This is a genomic window from uncultured Sphingobacterium sp. (assembly GCF_964277905.1).
Taxonomy (GTDB): domain Bacteria; phylum Bacteroidota; class Bacteroidia; order Sphingobacteriales; family Sphingobacteriaceae; genus Sphingobacterium; species Sphingobacterium siyangense.
On record NZ_CAXYKD010000048.1, the window covers coordinates 93,080 to 111,763 of the forward strand.

Here is an 18,684-nt window from a genome sequence, read left to right on the forward strand (position 1 = left end):
ATCGTTAATTTTTGGTGTTTGTTTAAAATACGTTGGTTATTTCCCTGGAGCAAATATGTTGATGTAGTACAACTTTGCCAAAATTTAACATTTTCACATCACTACTACATGAAATTTCAGCTTGCTCAGCTTACCTTTTTTTGTATTTTATGTTTTTGATAGTCAGTTTTTTAGACTGTATTTTTAAACGAAATAACACGAGCTTTAGTGTGTTTTATACACTAAAGCTCGTGTGTGGTAATGATGTAGTGTTTGTGATGGGAATTTAACGTTCCATCAGGAATTCAGAGAGGTTTTTGTCTGTGGGAATGCCCAACTTTTTACGTAATCGATAGCGTCTAATCTCGACACCGCGTGTACTAATGTTAAGCAATGAGGCGATTTCCTTACTCGACATATTGAGCCTTAAGTAGGCGCATAGTTTAAGATCATTGGGGACAAGATCAGGAAACTCTTGTTTCAATTTCTTGAAAAAATTCTCATGTGATTCGTTAAAGCTTCTTTCAAAAATATGCCAGTCACGATCGTCATTATGGGCATCATCAATGAGCTTGTTTATTTTTTTCAATTCATCCGAACTCAGTTTGTTGCCATCAGCATCTTTAAGCTGTTTAAGCTCGTCGTGTAAATTGTTCAACATTTCATTTTTGTAAACGATATTGAGTGCTGCATTGGCCAGTTCTTTATTTTTTAATTGAAGCTGATCTTCTAATTGCTGGTTTTTAAGTTTGATCCAGTCCTTTTCTTTTTGCTCGGTTTCGCGTTCCAAAGCAATCTTTTTCTCTTCCAACCATTTTCGCCGTATTTGAAACTGACGCTTGCGCTCCTGCTGAAGGCTAAATATATAAGCTAAATAGATGAGCGTTATCAGCACCAGTGTATAAAATACCTTTGCCCACCAGGAGAGGTACCATGGATACCGAATAGTAAAGGAAAAAGTTTGAATTTCCGAAACCAAGCCCATATTGTCCTTCGCCCTAATTTTAATTTGAAATTTTCCATAAGGTAGATTCGTGAAATCTTGATAGGCAGTTTCACTCCATTCGGACCAATTGTCCGAGTAACCTTCGAGATAATATTGGTATTGAATCGGTGATGACGAATAATATGGACTTGAAAAGCTAATTCTCAGATTGTTGTCAGATGATGATAGTTTGAACGCTGAATCTGGAATAATAACCTGTCCTGTTGTCAAGTTGATGAGTTGTGCTATTTGTGGAAGTGGCAACCTATATTTTTGTGATTTATCGGAATGACGATAGATCGCAAATCCATCATCTAAACCGATGAGATAGTATTGGTTTTCAATAGGGAGGATGTTTTCATAGTTATTCATCATTCGATCCTGTAAGGGACTGAGCAGATTGGAGTCAATATGAAGTTTGCCCTTACTGTCAAAATCTACTTTAGCAATTTTTGTCTTCTGAATAAACCAGTAGCTGTTTGTATTGATCGGTATGACCTTATTTGAATTTTTATAGGTGCCTAATGCTGTGTTTAATTCATCGGCATAGCTGAATCTTTTTACAATATTGTCGAATTGGAGAAATCCGCTGTCCGTCGCAAATACAAGATTATTTTCTAATGTGTAAATCCCCGTAAATTGCCTCTTTGAAGCGATACTGTCCTGTTTGGAGGAAAATAAAATATTTGCCTGTTGGAAATTCGCATCAAATCCGAGTAGTTGTATCTGTCCCCAATCGCCAATCCAAAAGGTATGGTTATCTTTTTGCGCCAAAAATCGAACGGGTTCTTTAACGCCCGCGAATTGCTGGACGAACTGAAGGTGTATACCATCGAAGCTAAATTTCGATAGGCCCGTATAGTTTCCTTGAAGAATATTTTTTGTTCCAAAAATAGGCTTGAATATCCATCCGCCAGTGATCTGTGAAATCTTCTCAAGTCGCCCATTAACCAATTTGAAGGTTCCGTCATTATGTCCACAGATAAGTTCATCGCCAAATATGGCTAAGGTCCATACCTGACCGTTTGAATTGGGAATCTGAGAAAAATTTAACGAATTATAATTGTTTAATCCTTTCCATTCGCTTGAGAATAATCCCTTATTGGTTCCAAGATAGATTTTTCCCTGATAGATAATCGATGTATAAACCGTACCAATTTTTCCAACAAAATCAGTATAAAATGATAACGGGGAGTTGATTTCAATGCGGTCTATACCATTATCAAGTCCCACCCAGATATTCTTCTGATTGTCCTTCACAATACTGAGTACGGTATTGTTTTGGAGACCATTGTTTTTATTGATATGCTGAATGACCTGACCATTTTTATTGATGACAATAACACCGTTTTGGATGGTGCCAAAAGCGTATTGTCCGTCATAGAGGTATAAGCCATTGTTGATTTGTGATTGGCTCAAGAGCTGGTTTGCCGGAACAGGCCAGGGTAGGATGGAACCATCGGCTTTCATCAGGTAAAGGCCGTTTCGCGAAGTGGCAATAAGCGAGGTCGTTGCGTCGAAAGGTAAGATGGCAAGTACATTTTTATCTTTCAAGACATCTTTTCCTTTTACAGGGATAAGTTTATCCTGTTTAAATTCATGCAGACCACTTGGCAGCTGTTCGAAAAATAACTTGTTATCGAGCTGATGCGGAAATAAAAAGGGTTCACCTTTGGCGGTTAGCTGCCGTATACGATTGTTTTCCCAAATATAAGATTTGGAAAATGTATGAAAAAATACCCGTTGGTCCTCAACAATGATTTTCCAGATTTCTTCGTTTGGAAAATAGGTCTTGTCCTGCACAAGTTTAGAGAGACTATGATAGGTCAAGTTTCCGAAAGGTTTGGAAGTCCAATAGCCAAATTCACCTCTTCCGCCTGTATAAATTTTTCCGTCTTTACCAATCGCAACACTTCGGACTGTTGAATGATTTGGCAGCGGAAAGATACGCCAGTATTGTCCGTCAAATTGTAACAGCCCCTCGGTATTTGCACTATAAATGCGACCATCTTTATCGACTGCCAAAGACCAGTTCTGATTTCCAGCCTTGTATTGGTCTTTTTTATATTGTTTTACAAAAGGTGTTCCTGTAGGTATGATTGTCTGGCAATAGCCAGGGTGCATTAAAAAAAATAAAATGCTGCAAAACCAAAAGATATAGATGTTACTATATTTTTTTGTTATCATCGACTCCCTCACTTTAAACTGATTTTGGGGACAATATATCGATTTTATCGCAGAATTGATAATCTCCCTCGGCGTACGGAGTTCTGGGAGCTCCGACAGATCGCCTTCTTATTTTGGAGCTGAACCGATGGAACCATTTAATCGTGTTGAAAATCAGGAATGAAGCTATTTATTCCACCTATTTGAACAAAAAATACTCCTTTTGCTGTGAACGATTTTTGATATTTGAGTTCATTTACTTCGTTAAATAACCAAATAAACCAAAACAACTATGATAACACCGATAACCAAAACGGTAGGGAAGGGGTTACTTTTATTTTCGTTGATGAGCATGTCTGCACCAGTGGTGCTTGCCCAATCGCAAATAAAGATCTCCGGAAAAGTAAGCTCCTCAACAGGCGAGCCTCTTGCGGGGGTTACAGTACAGATAAAGGGGGTGAAAAACGGCACTGTAACCGATGGGGCCGGCAATTATCAGATTCTTGCGCGAGATATTGATGTCCTGATATTTTCGCTGGTAGGCAAAGAGAAGGCTGAAGTCCAGGTCAATAAGAAAGATCACATTAATCTCGTTCTCCAGGAGTCCAGTAGCCTGATTGATGAAGTGGTTGTCGTAGGCTATGGTACCCAGAAAAAAAGTAATTTAACCGGTGCTGTTGCTGCTGTCGATGGAAAGGTGCTTAACAAACGTATCGCTACAAATCCAACGCAGTTACTTCAAGGTCGCATGCCCGGCCTTCGTGTTACCCAAGGATCAGGAGAAGCGGGGAATGAAAATGTGAATCTCCAGGTACGTGGATTGGGTTCCTATGGTGCCTCTTCCGCTCCACTGGTTATCGTAGATGGTATCCCCGGGAGTTTGGAAAATTTAAATCCTCAAGCAATCGAGAATATCACTGTATTAAAAGATGCTGCATCGGCTGCTATCTATGGGGCAAGAGCAGCAAATGGAGTTATTCTCGTAACGACAAAACAGGGTAAAGCTGGAAAAACACAACTGAGCTACGATTATAATGTTGGAGTTACCAAAGCCTCAGCTCTTCCAGACCTCGTGTATAATTCCGTTGATTATATGACCCTGTATAATCAGGCAAATAAAAACTCTGGTGTCACAAATCCAAATGCTTCTTTTAGCCAGGAGATGATTGATGCCTACAAAAATGCAACAGATAAAAAATTATATCCCGATTTTAACTGGTTGGATGCTGTCTTTAGAACAGTCCCGGTGCAGACGCACAATTTAAGCTTAAGTGGTGGTGCCGGAGGAACAAATTACAACGTCATACTGGGCTACGTCAATCAGCCTGATATTATGATCGGGACTTCTTTTAAAAAGTATAATCTACAGCTTAACCTAGGCTCTAAAATCAATGATCGGATAAGTTTTGGTTCAAGCATCACCTTGAATTATGGCGATCGGAAATACCCTAGAAACGGTAGTGAAGATCAGTTTTTGTCTACCATTAGTCAATCACCACTTTATGGACCTGTATTACCAGATGGTAGTGGTCGTTATACGTCCAGGGCATATCCTTTTCAGTCCCCAAATAAAAACCCTGTTGCAGTTGCTGAAAATGCATTTACAAGACTGAACAATTATTTTATGCAAGGCAATATTTTTTTAAATGTGAAAATATTGGATGGGCTGGATTGGAAGACTAGCGGCGGATTGACGTATGGCTTTACAAAAAACTATACAAACAAACCTGTGATTAATCAATACATGTGGTTCGCCAAACCTGATGACCTACCCGCCAGACAGCTTGATGTGGGTGGTCAAGGGCTAGAAGTAACGGACGACAACAATGTGTACCCGGTGGGCTATACACAATTGACTTACGATAAGTCTTTTGGAAATCATAACATGAAAGTACTGGCAGGAACCCAGGCAGAATATAATAAAACACAAAAATTGTTCGGAAGTAGGTTGCAATTTCCCAACAATGATTTGCTTGAGCTTGATGGTGGCGGAGCTGGCCAACAGTCTAATAGCGGTGTAACCAATGAGTGGTCATTGAGGTCTTACTATGGTCGATTAAACTACGACTACAAAGGTAAGTATCTACTGGAAGGTAATGCGCGTTACGACGCCTCTTCACGTTTTCCTGAAAATAGAAAATGGGCATTTTTCCCTTCATTATCCGGAGGTTGGAAAGTTTCAGACGAGACGTTTTATGGTCCTAAATTGAAAGAAGTTGTTAATGAACTAAAATTAAGAGCCTCTATTGGAACACTGGGTAATCAGAATATTGGTAACTATCCTTATCAGATTGTTTATAATTCTTCTTTTGCTTATCCTTTTGATGAAACACTCCAACAGGGGGCTCGCCAGGTAGCCATGGCTAATGACAGGATCAAATGGGAGAGTACCAAAGTCCTGGATTTCGGTGTGGACTTCGGGCTATGGAACAACAAATTGACCGCTTCTTTCGATTGGTATAACAAAGTAACATCAGATATTTTATCCGCATCTACGGCTTTCCCTTCTTATATTGGGCTGACTGCACCGACCGTAAACTATGGTGAATTGCGTAACAGAGGTATAGAACTCGGTCTTCAGTACCGAGATAAAATTGGAGAGGTATCGCTGACACTCAATGGAAATATTCAGGCTAATCGCAATAAGGTGATGAAATATGGAGCCGAACGTATCTCGGGCAATACCATTATCCGGGAAGGTTTACCTTATGGTAGTTTTTATCTTTTGGAGAACACGGGTATATTCCGTTCGAAGGAAGAGGTGGAAGCCTCTCCGGTGCAACAGATTCCGGCGCAACCGGGTTATCTGAAATTTGCCGATGTAAATGGCGATAAAGTTGTGGACAATAATGATCGTATTGTCGTGCCGGGCGCTTATCCAGATTTCGATTACTCCTTTAATGCGACGGCTGTTTGGAAGAATTTTGATTTTACAGCCTTTTTCTTCGGTTCTCAGGGACAAAAAATATTTGTAAGTGAGTGGGGAATAGTTCCTTTCAGGCAAGGTGGTACGTTCACCCGCGACTGGATGGACGCTTGGACTCCAGAAAACCCCAATGCATCGCTTCCAATAGTTGGTGCTGAAAATACCCCTGCCGCAAATAACGTACGGACTGCATCGACTTTCTTTTTAAAAGATGGATCGTTCCTGCGTCTTAAAAATATTCAGATAGGCTATTCTATTCCACAGAGCACCTTGTCCAAAGCTGGTATTTCTGGCCTTCGCATCTATTTTGCGGCGGATAACCTGGTCACATTCTCCAAGTTCCCCGGTTTAGATCCCGAACGTGGCGTTTCATCAAGCGGTGGTGCAACATCAGGGCGTTATGTGACTCATCCTCAGAATAAAGTATTCGCATTTGGAGCGAGCATCACATTCTAATCTAGTGGTAACTAAAAAAAATTAAAGATGAAAAATAGCATAAAAAAAACATATCTATACCTAAGCTTAGCTGCCCTAGCTTCACTAGGTAGTTGTACAAAAGATTTTTTAAATAAAAACCCAACGGATAAAATTTCGGAATCAACCTTTTGGAAAACGCAGACTGATGCTGATTTGGCACTATCGGGCTGTTATGAATTTCTTTGCCGGGGATACAATTCGACCTCTTCATCCAATGCACGCGGTGGTTGGGGTGGAGCAAGTATGTTTTGGGATGGGCTTTCAGACGATGCCTTTGTGTCCAGTACCTCCAATAACTTCAATATTATTTCGCGATCCGGAATCTCCTCGACAACCGGCGGAATGCAATCTGAGGGGTATGAGATTTCGTATCAGGCCATTGCTGCATGTAATAAATTGATTGCCAATATTGACCGCATTACAAGCATGAGCCAGCAGGATCGTGACCGATATAAAGCAGAGGCTCGTTTTATCCGCGCCCATTACTACTTTTTGTTGACCAATCTGTACGGTGATGTGCCATTGACTTTAGAACCCCTAGGTATGGACGATGCGAGTATTCGGCTGGGTAGAACACCTAAAACCAACGTTATCGAAGCGATTTTAGCAGATTTAGATTACGCGAGTGAAAAACTGCCAAATACAGGATATAAGGGACATGCGGTGAGAGGAGCTGCATTAGGCTACAAAACAAAGGTGTTATTGACTTCAAAAAAATGGGCCGAGGCAGCTGCAACAGCGAAGATTGTTATGGATGAAAACAAGTTTTCGATCTATCAGGGTGGTTACCGTGATCTGTTCCGAAAACCTGGACAAAATAACAATCCCGAAATCATGTTCTCTGCTCGATTTTTACCGCCCAATATGTATAGTCCAGCAGATATGATGTATTCTTATCTGAAGACAATACAACCGTTGGGGTATCTGGTGGATTCTTATTATGCCATCGATGGAAAGGATATTAAAGAATCGACAGTTTACGATGCTAAAAATCCTTACGAAAATAGAGATCCACGGTTGAAATCTACAATCATGTACCGCGGTGTATGGCGAGGTACCACAGCATCTTCTGCTTTTGATCCGGTTGCCGAAGGGGTTTTGGGTGGTTTTTTACCGAGAAAATATATCAACGAATCGAAATGGCCGACAAGTTACGCGACACAAAGTGATCAGGATTGGGTATTCTTACGTTATGCAGATATTTTATTGATGTACGCAGAAGCGAAAAATGAAAGTGCCGGGCCTGATCAGACGGCCGTAGACGCATTGAATAAGGTAAGATCCAGGGCTGATGTGAAAATGCCGCTCGTACAGTTTAGCGGTTCCTTGACAAAAAATGAATTCCGCGATATTATCCGTCATGAACGGAGGATTGAATTGGCTTTGGAAGGTCAACGTTATTTTGACTTGAAACGCTGGGGGATGATCAAAGAGGTGATGGATAAAACCAAGGATCCAGATGGAGCTTCACGGTTATTTATGGCCAGAGATACCTTATGGCCAGTGCCTCAATCTGAGGTAGATATGGCCAAAAGTTTAGGTAATGACAATTTTAAACAAACACCAGGTTTCTAAATGAAGAACTGTGAAAAATTAAGGTATGAAAGCTATATATAAAATGTTGCTGGCACTTATCCTCATCATGGGAATGAGTAAGGGATTATTGTATGCGCAAGTAAATCGCTTGCCCGATAGTGTACGCATGAAATGGTGGGAGGAAGCCCGGTTTGGCATGTTTATCCATTGGGGAGTGTATGCACAGTTTGGCGGCGTTTATAAGGGGCACGAACAGGCACGTGGTGGAGCAGAATGGATTATGAACCGCTCTAAAATTCCGGTTGATGAATATCAGGCGATGGCAAAGCAATTTAACCCCACGCAGTATAATGCAGACGAATGGGTACGCATGGCGAAAGATGCTGGGATGAAATATTTGATTATCACGGCCAAACACCACGATGGTTTTGCGCTCTTTGAAACAAAAGCGAGTAAGTGGAATATGGTGGACGCTACGCCCTACGGTAAAGATGTTTTGAAACCTTTGGCCGAAGCTTGCCGAAAATATGGCCTGAAACTTGGCTTTTATTACTCACAGGCGCAGGATTGGAATAACCCTGGTGGATCGGCTGCTCGTAAATTAATGCGAGAAGGCTGGCCTAATCCAGATTCAACCCGTATAGATGATTACACACTAGCACATCATGGCCATTGGGATCCCAAACAAGAAACAGCGAGTTTTAGTGACTATATTAAAAATGTATCTGTACCTCAGGTCAAAGAATTGTTGAATAACTATGGGGATATTGCTGTGTTATGGTGGGATACACCAACCAACATGACCGACGAAGCCGCAAATATGCTTCAGGAGCAATTGGCATTACAACCCAATATTATCACAAATGATCGATTGAAACGGCCTAATTTCACCGGCGATACCAAAACGCCGGAGCAAAAAATTCCAGATTGGAGTGAACTCGAAGGCAAACATTGGGAAACTTGTATGACCATGAATGGCACCTGGGGCTACCGCACATCGGATCATAAATGGAAGTCTGCCGAAACCTTGATCCGCAATCTCGTTGATATTGCTTCCAAAGGTGGAAATTATTTGTTGAACGTTGGTCCAAAACCCGATGGATCCTTTCCACAGGAGAGTATAGAACGTTTGGCTGTAATTGGCAAATGGATGAAAGCCAATAGTGAAGCAGTCTACGCGACCAAGAGTAGTCCTTTACAGCCATTTGAATGGGGGAGATGTACCATGAAGGAAGATGTAAAGCGGACTTATTTGTATGTCTCTGTATTTGACTGGCCAAAAAATGGCATAGTTGAACTTTCGATTGAAAATAAAGTTTTAAAAGCTAGTCTTTTAGCCAATAATCAAGTGTTAAAGGTAAAATCGAATGCCAATGGTATTCAGATTGTCGTGCCTGAGCAGGCCATTGATGCTGTTGCTACAGTGATTAAGATCGAAGTGGCTGGAAAATTTAAGCGCGAAAAAGGGCCCGGAGCAAAGAACATGAAAACTGGAGCTTTGGACGAGTAAGGCCGATAAGATGAAAAGCAGATACTAAAATAGCATAATGAAGAAAAGTAGATTGAATAAAATAGTTGCGTTGTTGTTGACTTTTGGAGTTGCTCAGCTCCACGCTCAGGAAGTTAAGCGGATTGATCAAGGCTGGGATTTCTTAAAGAGCGATCTGGGGGGAATCTGGGAAGCTGTAAGACCGGTGGGAGCCGGTAATCCCGAGTCTGTTCCACTTTGGCAGCAGATAAATCTGCCGCACTGTTATAATGCGCTGGACGCTGTTGATCCAGCTATCAATTATTATCAAGGGCCAAGTTGGTACAGAAAATCGCTGGAGATCGATAACCCCTATTTAAATGGTCACACCCTTCTTCATTTTGAAGGAGTCGGACAAAAGACAGCTGTTTATATCCATACAATTAAAGTTGGGGAGCACGTTGGCGGATACGACGAATGGACTGTGGACATTACAGATGCCGTTGAAAAGTTTAAAAAAACAGCTGCTTTTAAAAAACAGTTTAAGGGCAAAATACCGCTTTCAATTCGTGTGGATAATTCACGTGATCTCGAAATGATCCCTTCTGATCTGTCTGATTTTAACGTCTATGGAGGTATTTACAGACATCTAAACCTGAAATATGTTCCGCAGACAGCTTTGGAGCGTGTGTTTGTTGAGGCGTCAGTAGGGGCCGATGGTAAGCAGGGAGTGGTCAACGTCCGCGGACGGCTGATGCCATTTTCGGCTCAGACAAATTTTGAAGTCGAAACGCAGCTCTATGACCCCGCTGGAAAAATCGTGCAAACCCAGCAACCACAGGTAAATAGGGGGACGTTGAATCTTGAATTTGGACAATTCCTGGTCAAGAAGCCACAGCTTTGGAGTCCTGATCAACCGGCTTTATACCGTTTAGTTACGACAATCAAAAGCAATGGACAAGTGTTTAAAGAAGAGAGTGTCTTTGGCTTTAGACATGTAGCGTTTAAAGAAAAAGGTCCTTTTCTGCTGAACGGGAAAAGGCTTTTGCTTCGTGGTACCCATCGTCATGAAGACCATGCCGGCGTTGCTGCAGCAATGACTGACGATCAGATTCTACAAGAGATGACCCTGATGAAAGAGATGGGCGTAAACTTTATACGCTTGGGACATTATCAGCAGAGTCGTAAAGTGCTTGAGGCCTGTGATAGTCTGGGTATTTTGGTTTGGGAAGAGATTCCATGGTGCAGAGGTGGATTAGGTGGTGAGGTCTACCAACTTCAGGGAAAACGGATGTTAACCAATATGATTGAACAGCATTATAATCATCCATCGGTCATTATCTGGGGGCTTGGTAATGAAAATGATTGGCCTGGTGATTTTACGGAGTTTGATCAGGCGAAGATAAGGGCTTATATGAGTGAACTCAATGATTTAGCTCATCAATTGGACCCGAGCCGGAAAACAGCGATACGACGTTGTGATTTCTGTAAAGATATTGTTGATGTTTATTCGCCTTCTATTTGGGCGGGTTGGTATAGAGGTGTTTATACCGACTATAAAACAGCGTCCGAAGAAGAAATGAAAAAGGTAAAACATTTCCTTCATGTGGAGTGGGGCGGGGATAGTCATGCAAGACGACATGCAGAAGACCCTGACCGCGCTTTAGCTAAAATCAAAGGTGATGGCACAACAGATGAACGGGCAGGCGATGCGTCGCTCATTGGTGGTGCAGCACGGGTTTCTAAAGATGGCGATTGGAGTGAAAGCTACATCTGTAATCTCATCGATTGGCACTTAAAGGAACAAGAAACAATGCCTTGGCTCACGGGGACAGCCTATTGGCCATTTAAAGACTTTTCAACTCCGGTACGGCCAGACAATCCTGTGCCTTATGTCAATCAGAAAGGTGTTGTCGAACGGGATTTTACCAAAAAAGAATCGTACTACGTATTCCAGTCGTATTGGACAGCGAAGCCAATGCTGCATATTTATGGCCATACTTGGCCGATCCGTTGGGGTGAAAAAGAGGAGTCGAAAATGATAAAGGTGTATTCCAATGCCAGTGAGGTTGAGCTTTTTGTCAATGGCGAAAGTCAAGGATTAAAGAAAAGGAATAGCCAAGATTTTCCAGCGGCAGGTTTGCGCTGGATGGTGAAACTGAACGAAGGGAACAATCAGATTAAAGCTGTTGCAAAAAACGGACGGGAAATTCTAGTGGATGAAATTGAACAGCAGTATCAGACAAAAAAGTGGGGTAAACCTGCCAAATTACTTGTCGAACAGATTGCTGCGGAAGGCGAAGTGATCACTGTGCAAGCTCAAATTGTGGACGATACCAATACCCCCTGTCTCGATGCAAAGGATTGGATCTATTTTGGTTCAACCGGCGATGGTCAGTTGATCGTCGATCAAGGCACTTCTACGGGGTCGAAAAAAGTACAGGCCTACAATGGTCGTGCATTGATTAAACTTCGACTGCCTTCGGGGAGAGCAGTGGTATCGGGCCGGATGGAAGGATCAAAGAGTACCTTGTTAACGATAGAAAAATAACAGAAGATGTTAAAAGCAACGAATCATTTGAATTTCTTTTTACTGCTTGGCCTCCTGGGGACGATTGCTCCATGCCGTGCACAAAGCAATTCGCCGCAGCTGAAGCTTTGGTATAATCAGCCGGCCACACTGTGGGAAGAAGCACTGCCACTTGGAAATGGCACAACAGGAGCGATGGTCTTTGGAGGGCTAAGTAAAGATAGGTTTCAAATTAACGATAATACGCTGTGGTCGGGTGAACCCGATGCGGGCAATAATCCAAACGGCCCGCAGGTTTTACCCCAGGTGCGCCAAGCCATCTTTGCTGGAAAATATGAAGACGCAGCAGTTCTTTGGAAGAAAATGCAAGGACCTTATTCTGCTCGGTATCTACCCATGGGCGATTTATGGTTGGATTTTCATCAGGACGAAAAAAAGGTCAAAGACTATAAACGGGAGCTGGATCTTGAACGAGCGATTAATCAGGTGAGCTATTCGTATCAAGGTGTTCGATACCAAAGGGAAAGTTTTGTCAGCTTTCCGGATAAAGCATTGGTGGTTCGATTGAAAGCGGACAAGAAAAAATCAATTACCTTGGATCTTTCCTTGACCAGTAAGCTCCGATATAGCGTTTCGATCCAAGGGGATAATCAACTGACCCTTCAGGGAAAGGCGCCGAGTTTTGTCGCCAATAGGGATTATGAACCCCAACAGGTGCTGTACGATAGTGTTGGCGGAAAAGGGATGACCTTTGCGATGCAGGTCAGTGTAAAAACTACCGGTGGTGTGGTAAAAAAAGAGCTGGATAAGCTTAAAATTATAGGCGCTGATGAGGTGATTTTATTTTTGACAGAAGCGACAAGCTTTAACGGTTTTGATAAGTCTCCGAGTCAGGAAGGTAAAGATGCCACGCTGCTCGCAAAAAACCGCATGAATACGGTCTCCAAAAAGAATTTTCAGATCTTACTTGCAAACCATCAAAGGGATTATCAAACGCTATTCAATCGTGTAGCCTTTGCGCTGACCGGTACTTCTGCACATGATAAATTACCTACAGACCAGCGTGTCATGCAGTTTTCCAAAGGACCGGCCGATTTGGGACTTCTGACGCTGTATTATCATTTTGGACGGTATTTGTTGATTGCCAGTTCCAGAGAAGGAGGAAGGCCTGCAAATTTACAGGGGATCTGGAATGTTCATGTGCAGCCACCGTGGGGAAGTAATTACACGACCAATATCAATACAGAAATGAATTATTGGCTTGCGGAAAATACCAATCTTGCGGAATGTCATCAGCCTTTGTTTGATTTTATGGATGAGCTGGCTATCAACGGGGCTAAAACAGCATCGGTAAATTATCATATCGATAAGGGCTGGGTTGTGCATCATAATTCCGATCTATGGGCTAAAACTTCCCCTCCGGGCGGATATGATTGGGATCCCAAAGGAATGCCACGCTGGTCGGCATGGCCTATGGCAGGTGCCTGGTTGAGCACACATCTATGGGAACACTATCGTTTTACGGGTGACAAAACTTTCTTGAAGGAGAAGGCCTACCCATTGATGAAAGGGGCAGCCCAATTTATGCTGCAATGGTTGATTGCTGATCCTGGAAGTAAATATCTCGTGACCAATCCTTCCACTTCACCTGAAAATACAATTAAAATAGCAGGTAAAGAATATCAATTGACCATGGCCTCTACCATGGATATGGCGATCATTCGTGAGCTTTTTACCGCTGTTATTCGTTCATGTACGATATTGGGTGTTGATCCTGAATTTAAATCGGCTCTAGAAGAAGCGAAGGAAAAGCTTTATCCCTATCAGGTGGGCCAATATGGACAATTACAAGAGTGGTTTAAAGATTGGGATGATCCAAAAGATCAGCATCGGCATATTTCCCACTTATTTGGTTTATACCCGGGCAATCAGATCAGCCTTGCGGAAAACAAGGCTTTGGCTGCGGCCGCCAAGCGTTCATTGCTTTTAAGGGGAGATGTCAGTACCGGCTGGTCGATGGCCTGGAAGACAAATTGGTGGGCGAGGCTTCAGGATGGAAATCATGCCTATAAAATCCTCAAGGATGCCTTAAATTTTATCGATCCTAAATTGGATCGTGCTCAGATGAGTGGCGGTGGAGCCTATCCGAATTTATTTGACGCACACCCACCTTTTCAAATTGACGGTAATTTTGGTGCTACGGCCGGAATGACTGAAATGTTGCTGCAAAGTCACGATGGTGCTGTTCATTTATTGCCGGCTTTACCTGATGAATGGTCTGCTGGGACGATTAAAGGAATTAAGGCCAGGGGGAACTTTACCGTAGACATTGCCTGGAAAAATAACGTATTGACCGAAGCAATGATCGTATCCAATATTGGAGGTGTTTGCCGTTTGCGTACACCTTTACCCGTTAAAGTTGTCGGCATCGAATCAAATCAGGCAGCTGTCACAGACAACACGCTATTATATAAACCGGAACAACTACCGTATACGATCGCTGATCCGTCCAAATTGCCGTCGTTAGCAGCTACGAAAACATTCGAAGTTCAATTTGGGACCATAAAAGGTAAACGGTATCGTATTGTTCCGCTATAAATCAAAATCCAGGAAAAATGAAATCTAAATCAATTGTTCGCATTATGGGCTGTCTTCTTGGGGTCGCAATTTCCCCCTTATTTTTGAAGGCAGAAATTAAGAAAGGTGTTTTTGAGCAGGAGATCATCCAGACACTGCGTCCTGTTATCCTAAAGCAGTCCAAATGGGCGATGAAGCAGAAACCATTGACTGTGACAGCATATAGCGCGGTCCGGAGTGCCGGGGGTATTCATGATTTTTATTCTGAAGGCGATTATTGGTGGCCCGATCCCAAAGATCCAGCTGCGCCCTATATCCAACGGGATGGGATGACTAATCCAGCCAATTTCGTTGAACATCGTAAAGCAATGATCCGCTTCAGCCGAATCGTGGGGGCACTGGCCTCAGCCTATCGTTTGAATCCGGATAAAAAATATGTACAGCAGGCACTTCGTCATTTAAAGGCTTGGTTTGTTGATGCAGAAACGATGATGAATCCGAATCTTCTTTATGCACAGGCTATAAAAGGGCGTTTTACAGGGCGAGGAATAGGCATTATTGATACCATTCATCTGATGGAAGTTGCACAGGGCGTAAAGATATTTGAAAATGACCCCAATTTTCCACAGGCAGCCAAGGATGCCATACATCGCTGGTTTGCGGCTTATTTACGCTGGCTTACAACGCATCAATATGGTATGGATGAAATGAATGCCGCCAACAACCATGGTACATGTTGGGTGATGCAGGTAGCCGCATTTTCGAGTTTAGTGCAAGACACTGTATTACTCAATACATGTGCAGATCGTTATGCGCATGTGCTGCTGCCGAATCAAATGGAAGCTAATGGAAGCTTCCCGAGAGAATTACAGCGGACAAAACCTTATGGATACGCGTTGTTTAATCTGGATGCGATGACCATGATCTGCCAGATTTTGTCCAAGACCAATACCTCCCTTTGGCAGTATTCATTGTCTGATGGGCGGACCATAAAAACGGGGATTGATTTTATGGCCCCCTATATTGCAGCTAAAGAAAAATGGCCTTATCAGAAAGATGTCATGTATTGGGATCAATGGCCAATTGCACATCCGGCACTTGTGTTTTCGGCGGTGGCTTTCCAGAATAAAGACTATCTGCAGCTTTGGGAAAAGCTTGATCATGCACCCGAACAAGAAGAGGTTATTCGAAATTTACCCATTCGCAACCCAATTATATGGCTTTGATTTTCCTAGCCCCCTTATAAAATAACTTAACCATTTCACCTTAAAAACCTACAGATAACATGAATGTTAATGCTACGTCTTTGCGAAGATATGCCCTCTTTTTGCGCTTTCGAAATTTAAAATGGCCATCCGTGGCCAAAGCACTATTTTTGACCGGAATTTTATGCGCTTTTCAACATGTTGAGGCACAGAGTACAAAGCAGCTGCAAAAAGCTTGGGGGCTTGCAGATCAACAAGCTCAGCTACTTTATAAAGAATTGCAGCTCTTGAAAAAAAGTGATTCATCCTTGGTATCGCCACGTACGCTTTCCTCAGATAACGAACTGGTTGCCGTGAAAAGGGGGGACTGGACCAGTGGTTTTTTTCCTGGCGTCCTGTGGTATCTCTACGAAAAATCGGGAAAACAAAAATGGAGGGATCTTGCTTCAGAAACGACAAGGTCGATCGAAGCGGAGCAATTTAATGGAAAGACCCATGACATGGGCTTTAAGGTCTACTGTAGTGTAGGAAACGGTTATCGGTTAACCGCAAATCCACAATACCGGGAGGTGCTTGTTCAGGCAGCCAAAACGCTGGCAACCCGCTTCAATCCGACAGTCGGCTGTATACGTTCGTGGGATCACAATAGTCATCGCTGGGATTTTCCGGTCATCATCGATAATATGCTCAATCTAGAATTGCTGTTTGAAGCAACCAAACTCACTGGAGATTCTACTTATTATCATATTGCGGTGAGCCACGCCAATACAACGCTAAAAAATCATTTTAGGCCAGATTACAGCACCTATCATGTAATAGACTACAATCCGAAAACAGGAGCTGTGCAGCATAAAAACACCCATCAGGGCTTAAGTGATGAATCGACATGGTCGCGGGGAGAGGCCTGGGCACTGTATGGCTATACGATGTGTTACAGAGAAACAGGAGATCCGAAATATCTGCAGCAAGCCGAAAAAGTTGCGCATTGGCTGTTTGCACATCCCAATATGCCGAAAGACCTGATCCCTTATTGGGATTTCGATGCGCCTCATATTCCAAATGAACCAAGGGATGTGTCGGCAGCGACAGTCATAGCGTCGGGGCTGTTGGAATTAAGCACGTATAGCAACCAAGGGAAAGATTATCGTGCAAAAGCGCAGACCATATTGGCGAACCTGATAGACAATTACATGTCGCCGCCAAATAAAAGTAAAGGTTTTATATTATTACACAGTACAGGATCGAAACCTTCCAATACTGAAGTGGATAAACCTTTGAGTTATGCCGATTATTACTTTTTGGAAGCACTGCATCGGCAAGAAGATCTACAGTCCGGAAAAGTTCAATCGGATCTGGTCCGGAAAAATCCAGCGGGACAACTGATCTATTTTCCAGATGCACGGGGAAACGTAATCCCCGACTTTAGCCATGTGGGCTACCATCAAGGTGATCAAAAGCTGCCCAATGTTCCTGTTGTGATTACTGTAAAACCCAGCGTAAATGGCGATGATCAACAAATTATACAGCAGGCTATCGATGCTGTATCTGCAAAACCACTTGATAAAAACGGTTATAGAGGCGCTATTTTGCTGAAAAAAGGCCTGTACAATATACCTGGAAGCCTGGAAATTCATGCCAGCGGTGTCGTGTTGAGAGGGGAGGGCGATGCTATAGGACAAACCCTGCTTAAAGCCACAGGTCCGCACCAACGGAGCTTATTGAAGATTTCAGGTACAGGTAGTTATTCAGTGGACCAGGCTAGAAAACAGTTTGTTAAGAATGGATATGGACCTGTAGGGGCCAAATATGTCCTAATCGATCATGCGAAGGAAAGGAAAGTGGGCGAGCAGGTACTGCTCTCGTATGAGATGAACGACGCCTGGATCGAAGCGCTTCGAATGAACCAAATTGAAAAAAGAGAAGGGACGAAACAATGGACCGCGCGGGAATATAAGCTAAATTTTGAACGTACTATTTTGGCCATTAAAGGTGACTCTGTCTTTTTTGATAATCCCTTGGTGATGGCGATTGATCCGAGATATGGAAAAGTGGCTGTCATTCCTTACACCTTTGACGGACGTATAAGTGAAGTTGGAATCGAAAATATACGTTTCGAATCCGATTTTGTAAATGATGAAGACGAAAACCACGGCTGGATTGCAATTGATATGGATAAAATAGCGAATGGTTGGGTGCGCAATATCACCGCGCGTTATTTTGGCTATGCAGCGGTGAGCCTTGGCGCTTTTGCCAAACAGATTACAGTAATGAAGTCGCGGTGTCTGGATGGAAAATCTCAAATTACAGGTGGCCGAAGGTATTCATTCAATAATGACGGTCAGCTTAATTTATTTAAAGAACTTTATACCACGGAAGGACGCCATGATTACGTAACAGGGGCTAGGACCCTCGGTCCAAACGTTTTTAGCCTTTCTAGCGCGGAGCGAACACATGCGGATATCGGTCCACATCATCGATGGGCTGTTGGAACCTTATACGATCAAATCGTAACGGATGGTGAAATTAATGTTCAAGACCGGGGTAACTGGGGAAGTGGACATGGTTGGGCCGGGGTGACACAAGTTTTATGGAATTGTACGGTCAAAAGTGCCGCAGTACAACAGCCCTGGGCTTCCGGACAAAATTTTGCCATAGGAATAAAGGGAGAAAAAGTAGCTGGAAGATTGAAAAATAGAAATGCTGGTTACTGGGAAAATCAAAACAGAATAATGTTGATAGGCTCACTTTATGAGCAACAATTAAAAGATCGATTAAAGTGATTCTTGTTCGTATTTATTCAATGGAATGATTATTTTTATCATCCATTTCAATTAT

The 18,684-nt window shown here is 42.7% G+C and carries 8 protein-coding genes; 7 read left to right on the forward strand and 1 reads right to left on the reverse strand.

Annotated features, from left to right (window positions below; all coding sequences use genetic code 11):
* Nucleotides 1-265: 265 nt before the first annotated feature.
* Nucleotides 266-3,151 carry a triple tyrosine motif-containing protein gene (locus ACHWSC_RS22160; protein WP_201665010.1) on the reverse strand — a complete coding sequence of 962 codons (2,886 nt, stop codon included), beginning with the start codon at nucleotides 3,149-3,151 and terminating at the stop codon, nucleotides 266-268.
* Between the two features lie 271 nt (nucleotides 3,152-3,422).
* Between ACHWSC_RS22160 and ACHWSC_RS22165 the strand changes: the two genes are divergently transcribed.
* The 7 genes from ACHWSC_RS22165 to ACHWSC_RS22195 are packed head-to-tail and all read left to right on the forward strand — an operon-like array spanning nucleotide 3,423 to nucleotide 18,629.
* Complete coding sequence (locus ACHWSC_RS22165) at nucleotides 3,423-6,512, forward strand: SusC/RagA family TonB-linked outer membrane protein (RefSeq protein WP_394678210.1); 3,090 nt, start codon at nucleotides 3,423-3,425, stop codon at nucleotides 6,510-6,512.
* A gap of 27 nt (nucleotides 6,513-6,539) precedes the next feature.
* A complete protein-coding gene (locus ACHWSC_RS22170) occupies nucleotides 6,540-8,108 on the forward strand; it encodes a RagB/SusD family nutrient uptake outer membrane protein (protein ID WP_120334779.1) in 1,569 nt (522 codons plus the stop codon).
* Between the two features lie 25 nt (nucleotides 8,109-8,133).
* Entirely contained in the window at nucleotides 8,134-9,579 is a 1,446-nt protein-coding gene (locus ACHWSC_RS22175) for an alpha-L-fucosidase (protein ID WP_394678211.1), read from the forward strand.
* A gap of 37 nt (nucleotides 9,580-9,616) precedes the next feature.
* Nucleotides 9,617-12,088 (forward strand): glycoside hydrolase family 2 TIM barrel-domain containing protein, encoded by a 2,472-nt coding sequence (locus ACHWSC_RS22180; protein WP_394678212.1) that lies wholly within the window; start codon nucleotides 9,617-9,619, stop codon nucleotides 12,086-12,088.
* Nucleotides 12,089-12,094: 6 nt separating this feature from the next.
* Nucleotides 12,095-14,665 (forward strand): glycosyl hydrolase family 95 catalytic domain-containing protein, encoded by a 2,571-nt coding sequence (locus ACHWSC_RS22185; protein WP_394678213.1) that lies wholly within the window; start codon nucleotides 12,095-12,097, stop codon nucleotides 14,663-14,665.
* A 17-nt stretch (nucleotides 14,666-14,682) separates the two neighbouring features.
* Nucleotides 14,683-15,870: an alginate lyase family protein gene (locus tag ACHWSC_RS22190; protein WP_394678214.1), complete on the forward strand. Its 1,188-nt coding sequence runs from the start codon at nucleotides 14,683-14,685 to the stop codon at nucleotides 15,868-15,870.
* 59 nt (nucleotides 15,871-15,929) lie between these two features.
* The gene (locus ACHWSC_RS22195; protein WP_394678215.1) at nucleotides 15,930-18,629 is read left to right on the forward strand and encodes a glycoside hydrolase family 88 protein; all 2,700 of its coding nucleotides are present in this window, start codon (nucleotides 15,930-15,932) and stop codon (nucleotides 18,627-18,629) included.
* The last annotated feature ends 55 nt before the right edge of the window (nucleotides 18,630-18,684 follow it).

Coding starts and splice junctions, on each gene's coding strand:
- ACHWSC_RS22160 (WP_201665010.1), bottom strand. CDS start 3,151: ATGATAACAAAAAAATATAGTAACATCTATATCTTTTGGTTTTGCAGC.
- ACHWSC_RS22165 (WP_394678210.1), top strand. CDS start 3,423: ATGATAACACCGATAACCAAAACGGTAGGGAAGGGGTTACTTTTATTT.
- ACHWSC_RS22170 (WP_120334779.1), top strand. CDS start 6,540: ATGAAAAATAGCATAAAAAAAACATATCTATACCTAAGCTTAGCTGCC.
- ACHWSC_RS22175 (WP_394678211.1), top strand. CDS start 8,134: ATGAAAGCTATATATAAAATGTTGCTGGCACTTATCCTCATCATGGGA.
- ACHWSC_RS22180 (WP_394678212.1), top strand. CDS start 9,617: ATGAAGAAAAGTAGATTGAATAAAATAGTTGCGTTGTTGTTGACTTTT.
- ACHWSC_RS22185 (WP_394678213.1), top strand. CDS start 12,095: ATGTTAAAAGCAACGAATCATTTGAATTTCTTTTTACTGCTTGGCCTC.
- ACHWSC_RS22190 (WP_394678214.1), top strand. CDS start 14,683: ATGAAATCTAAATCAATTGTTCGCATTATGGGCTGTCTTCTTGGGGTC.
- ACHWSC_RS22195 (WP_394678215.1), top strand. CDS start 15,930: ATGAATGTTAATGCTACGTCTTTGCGAAGATATGCCCTCTTTTTGCGC.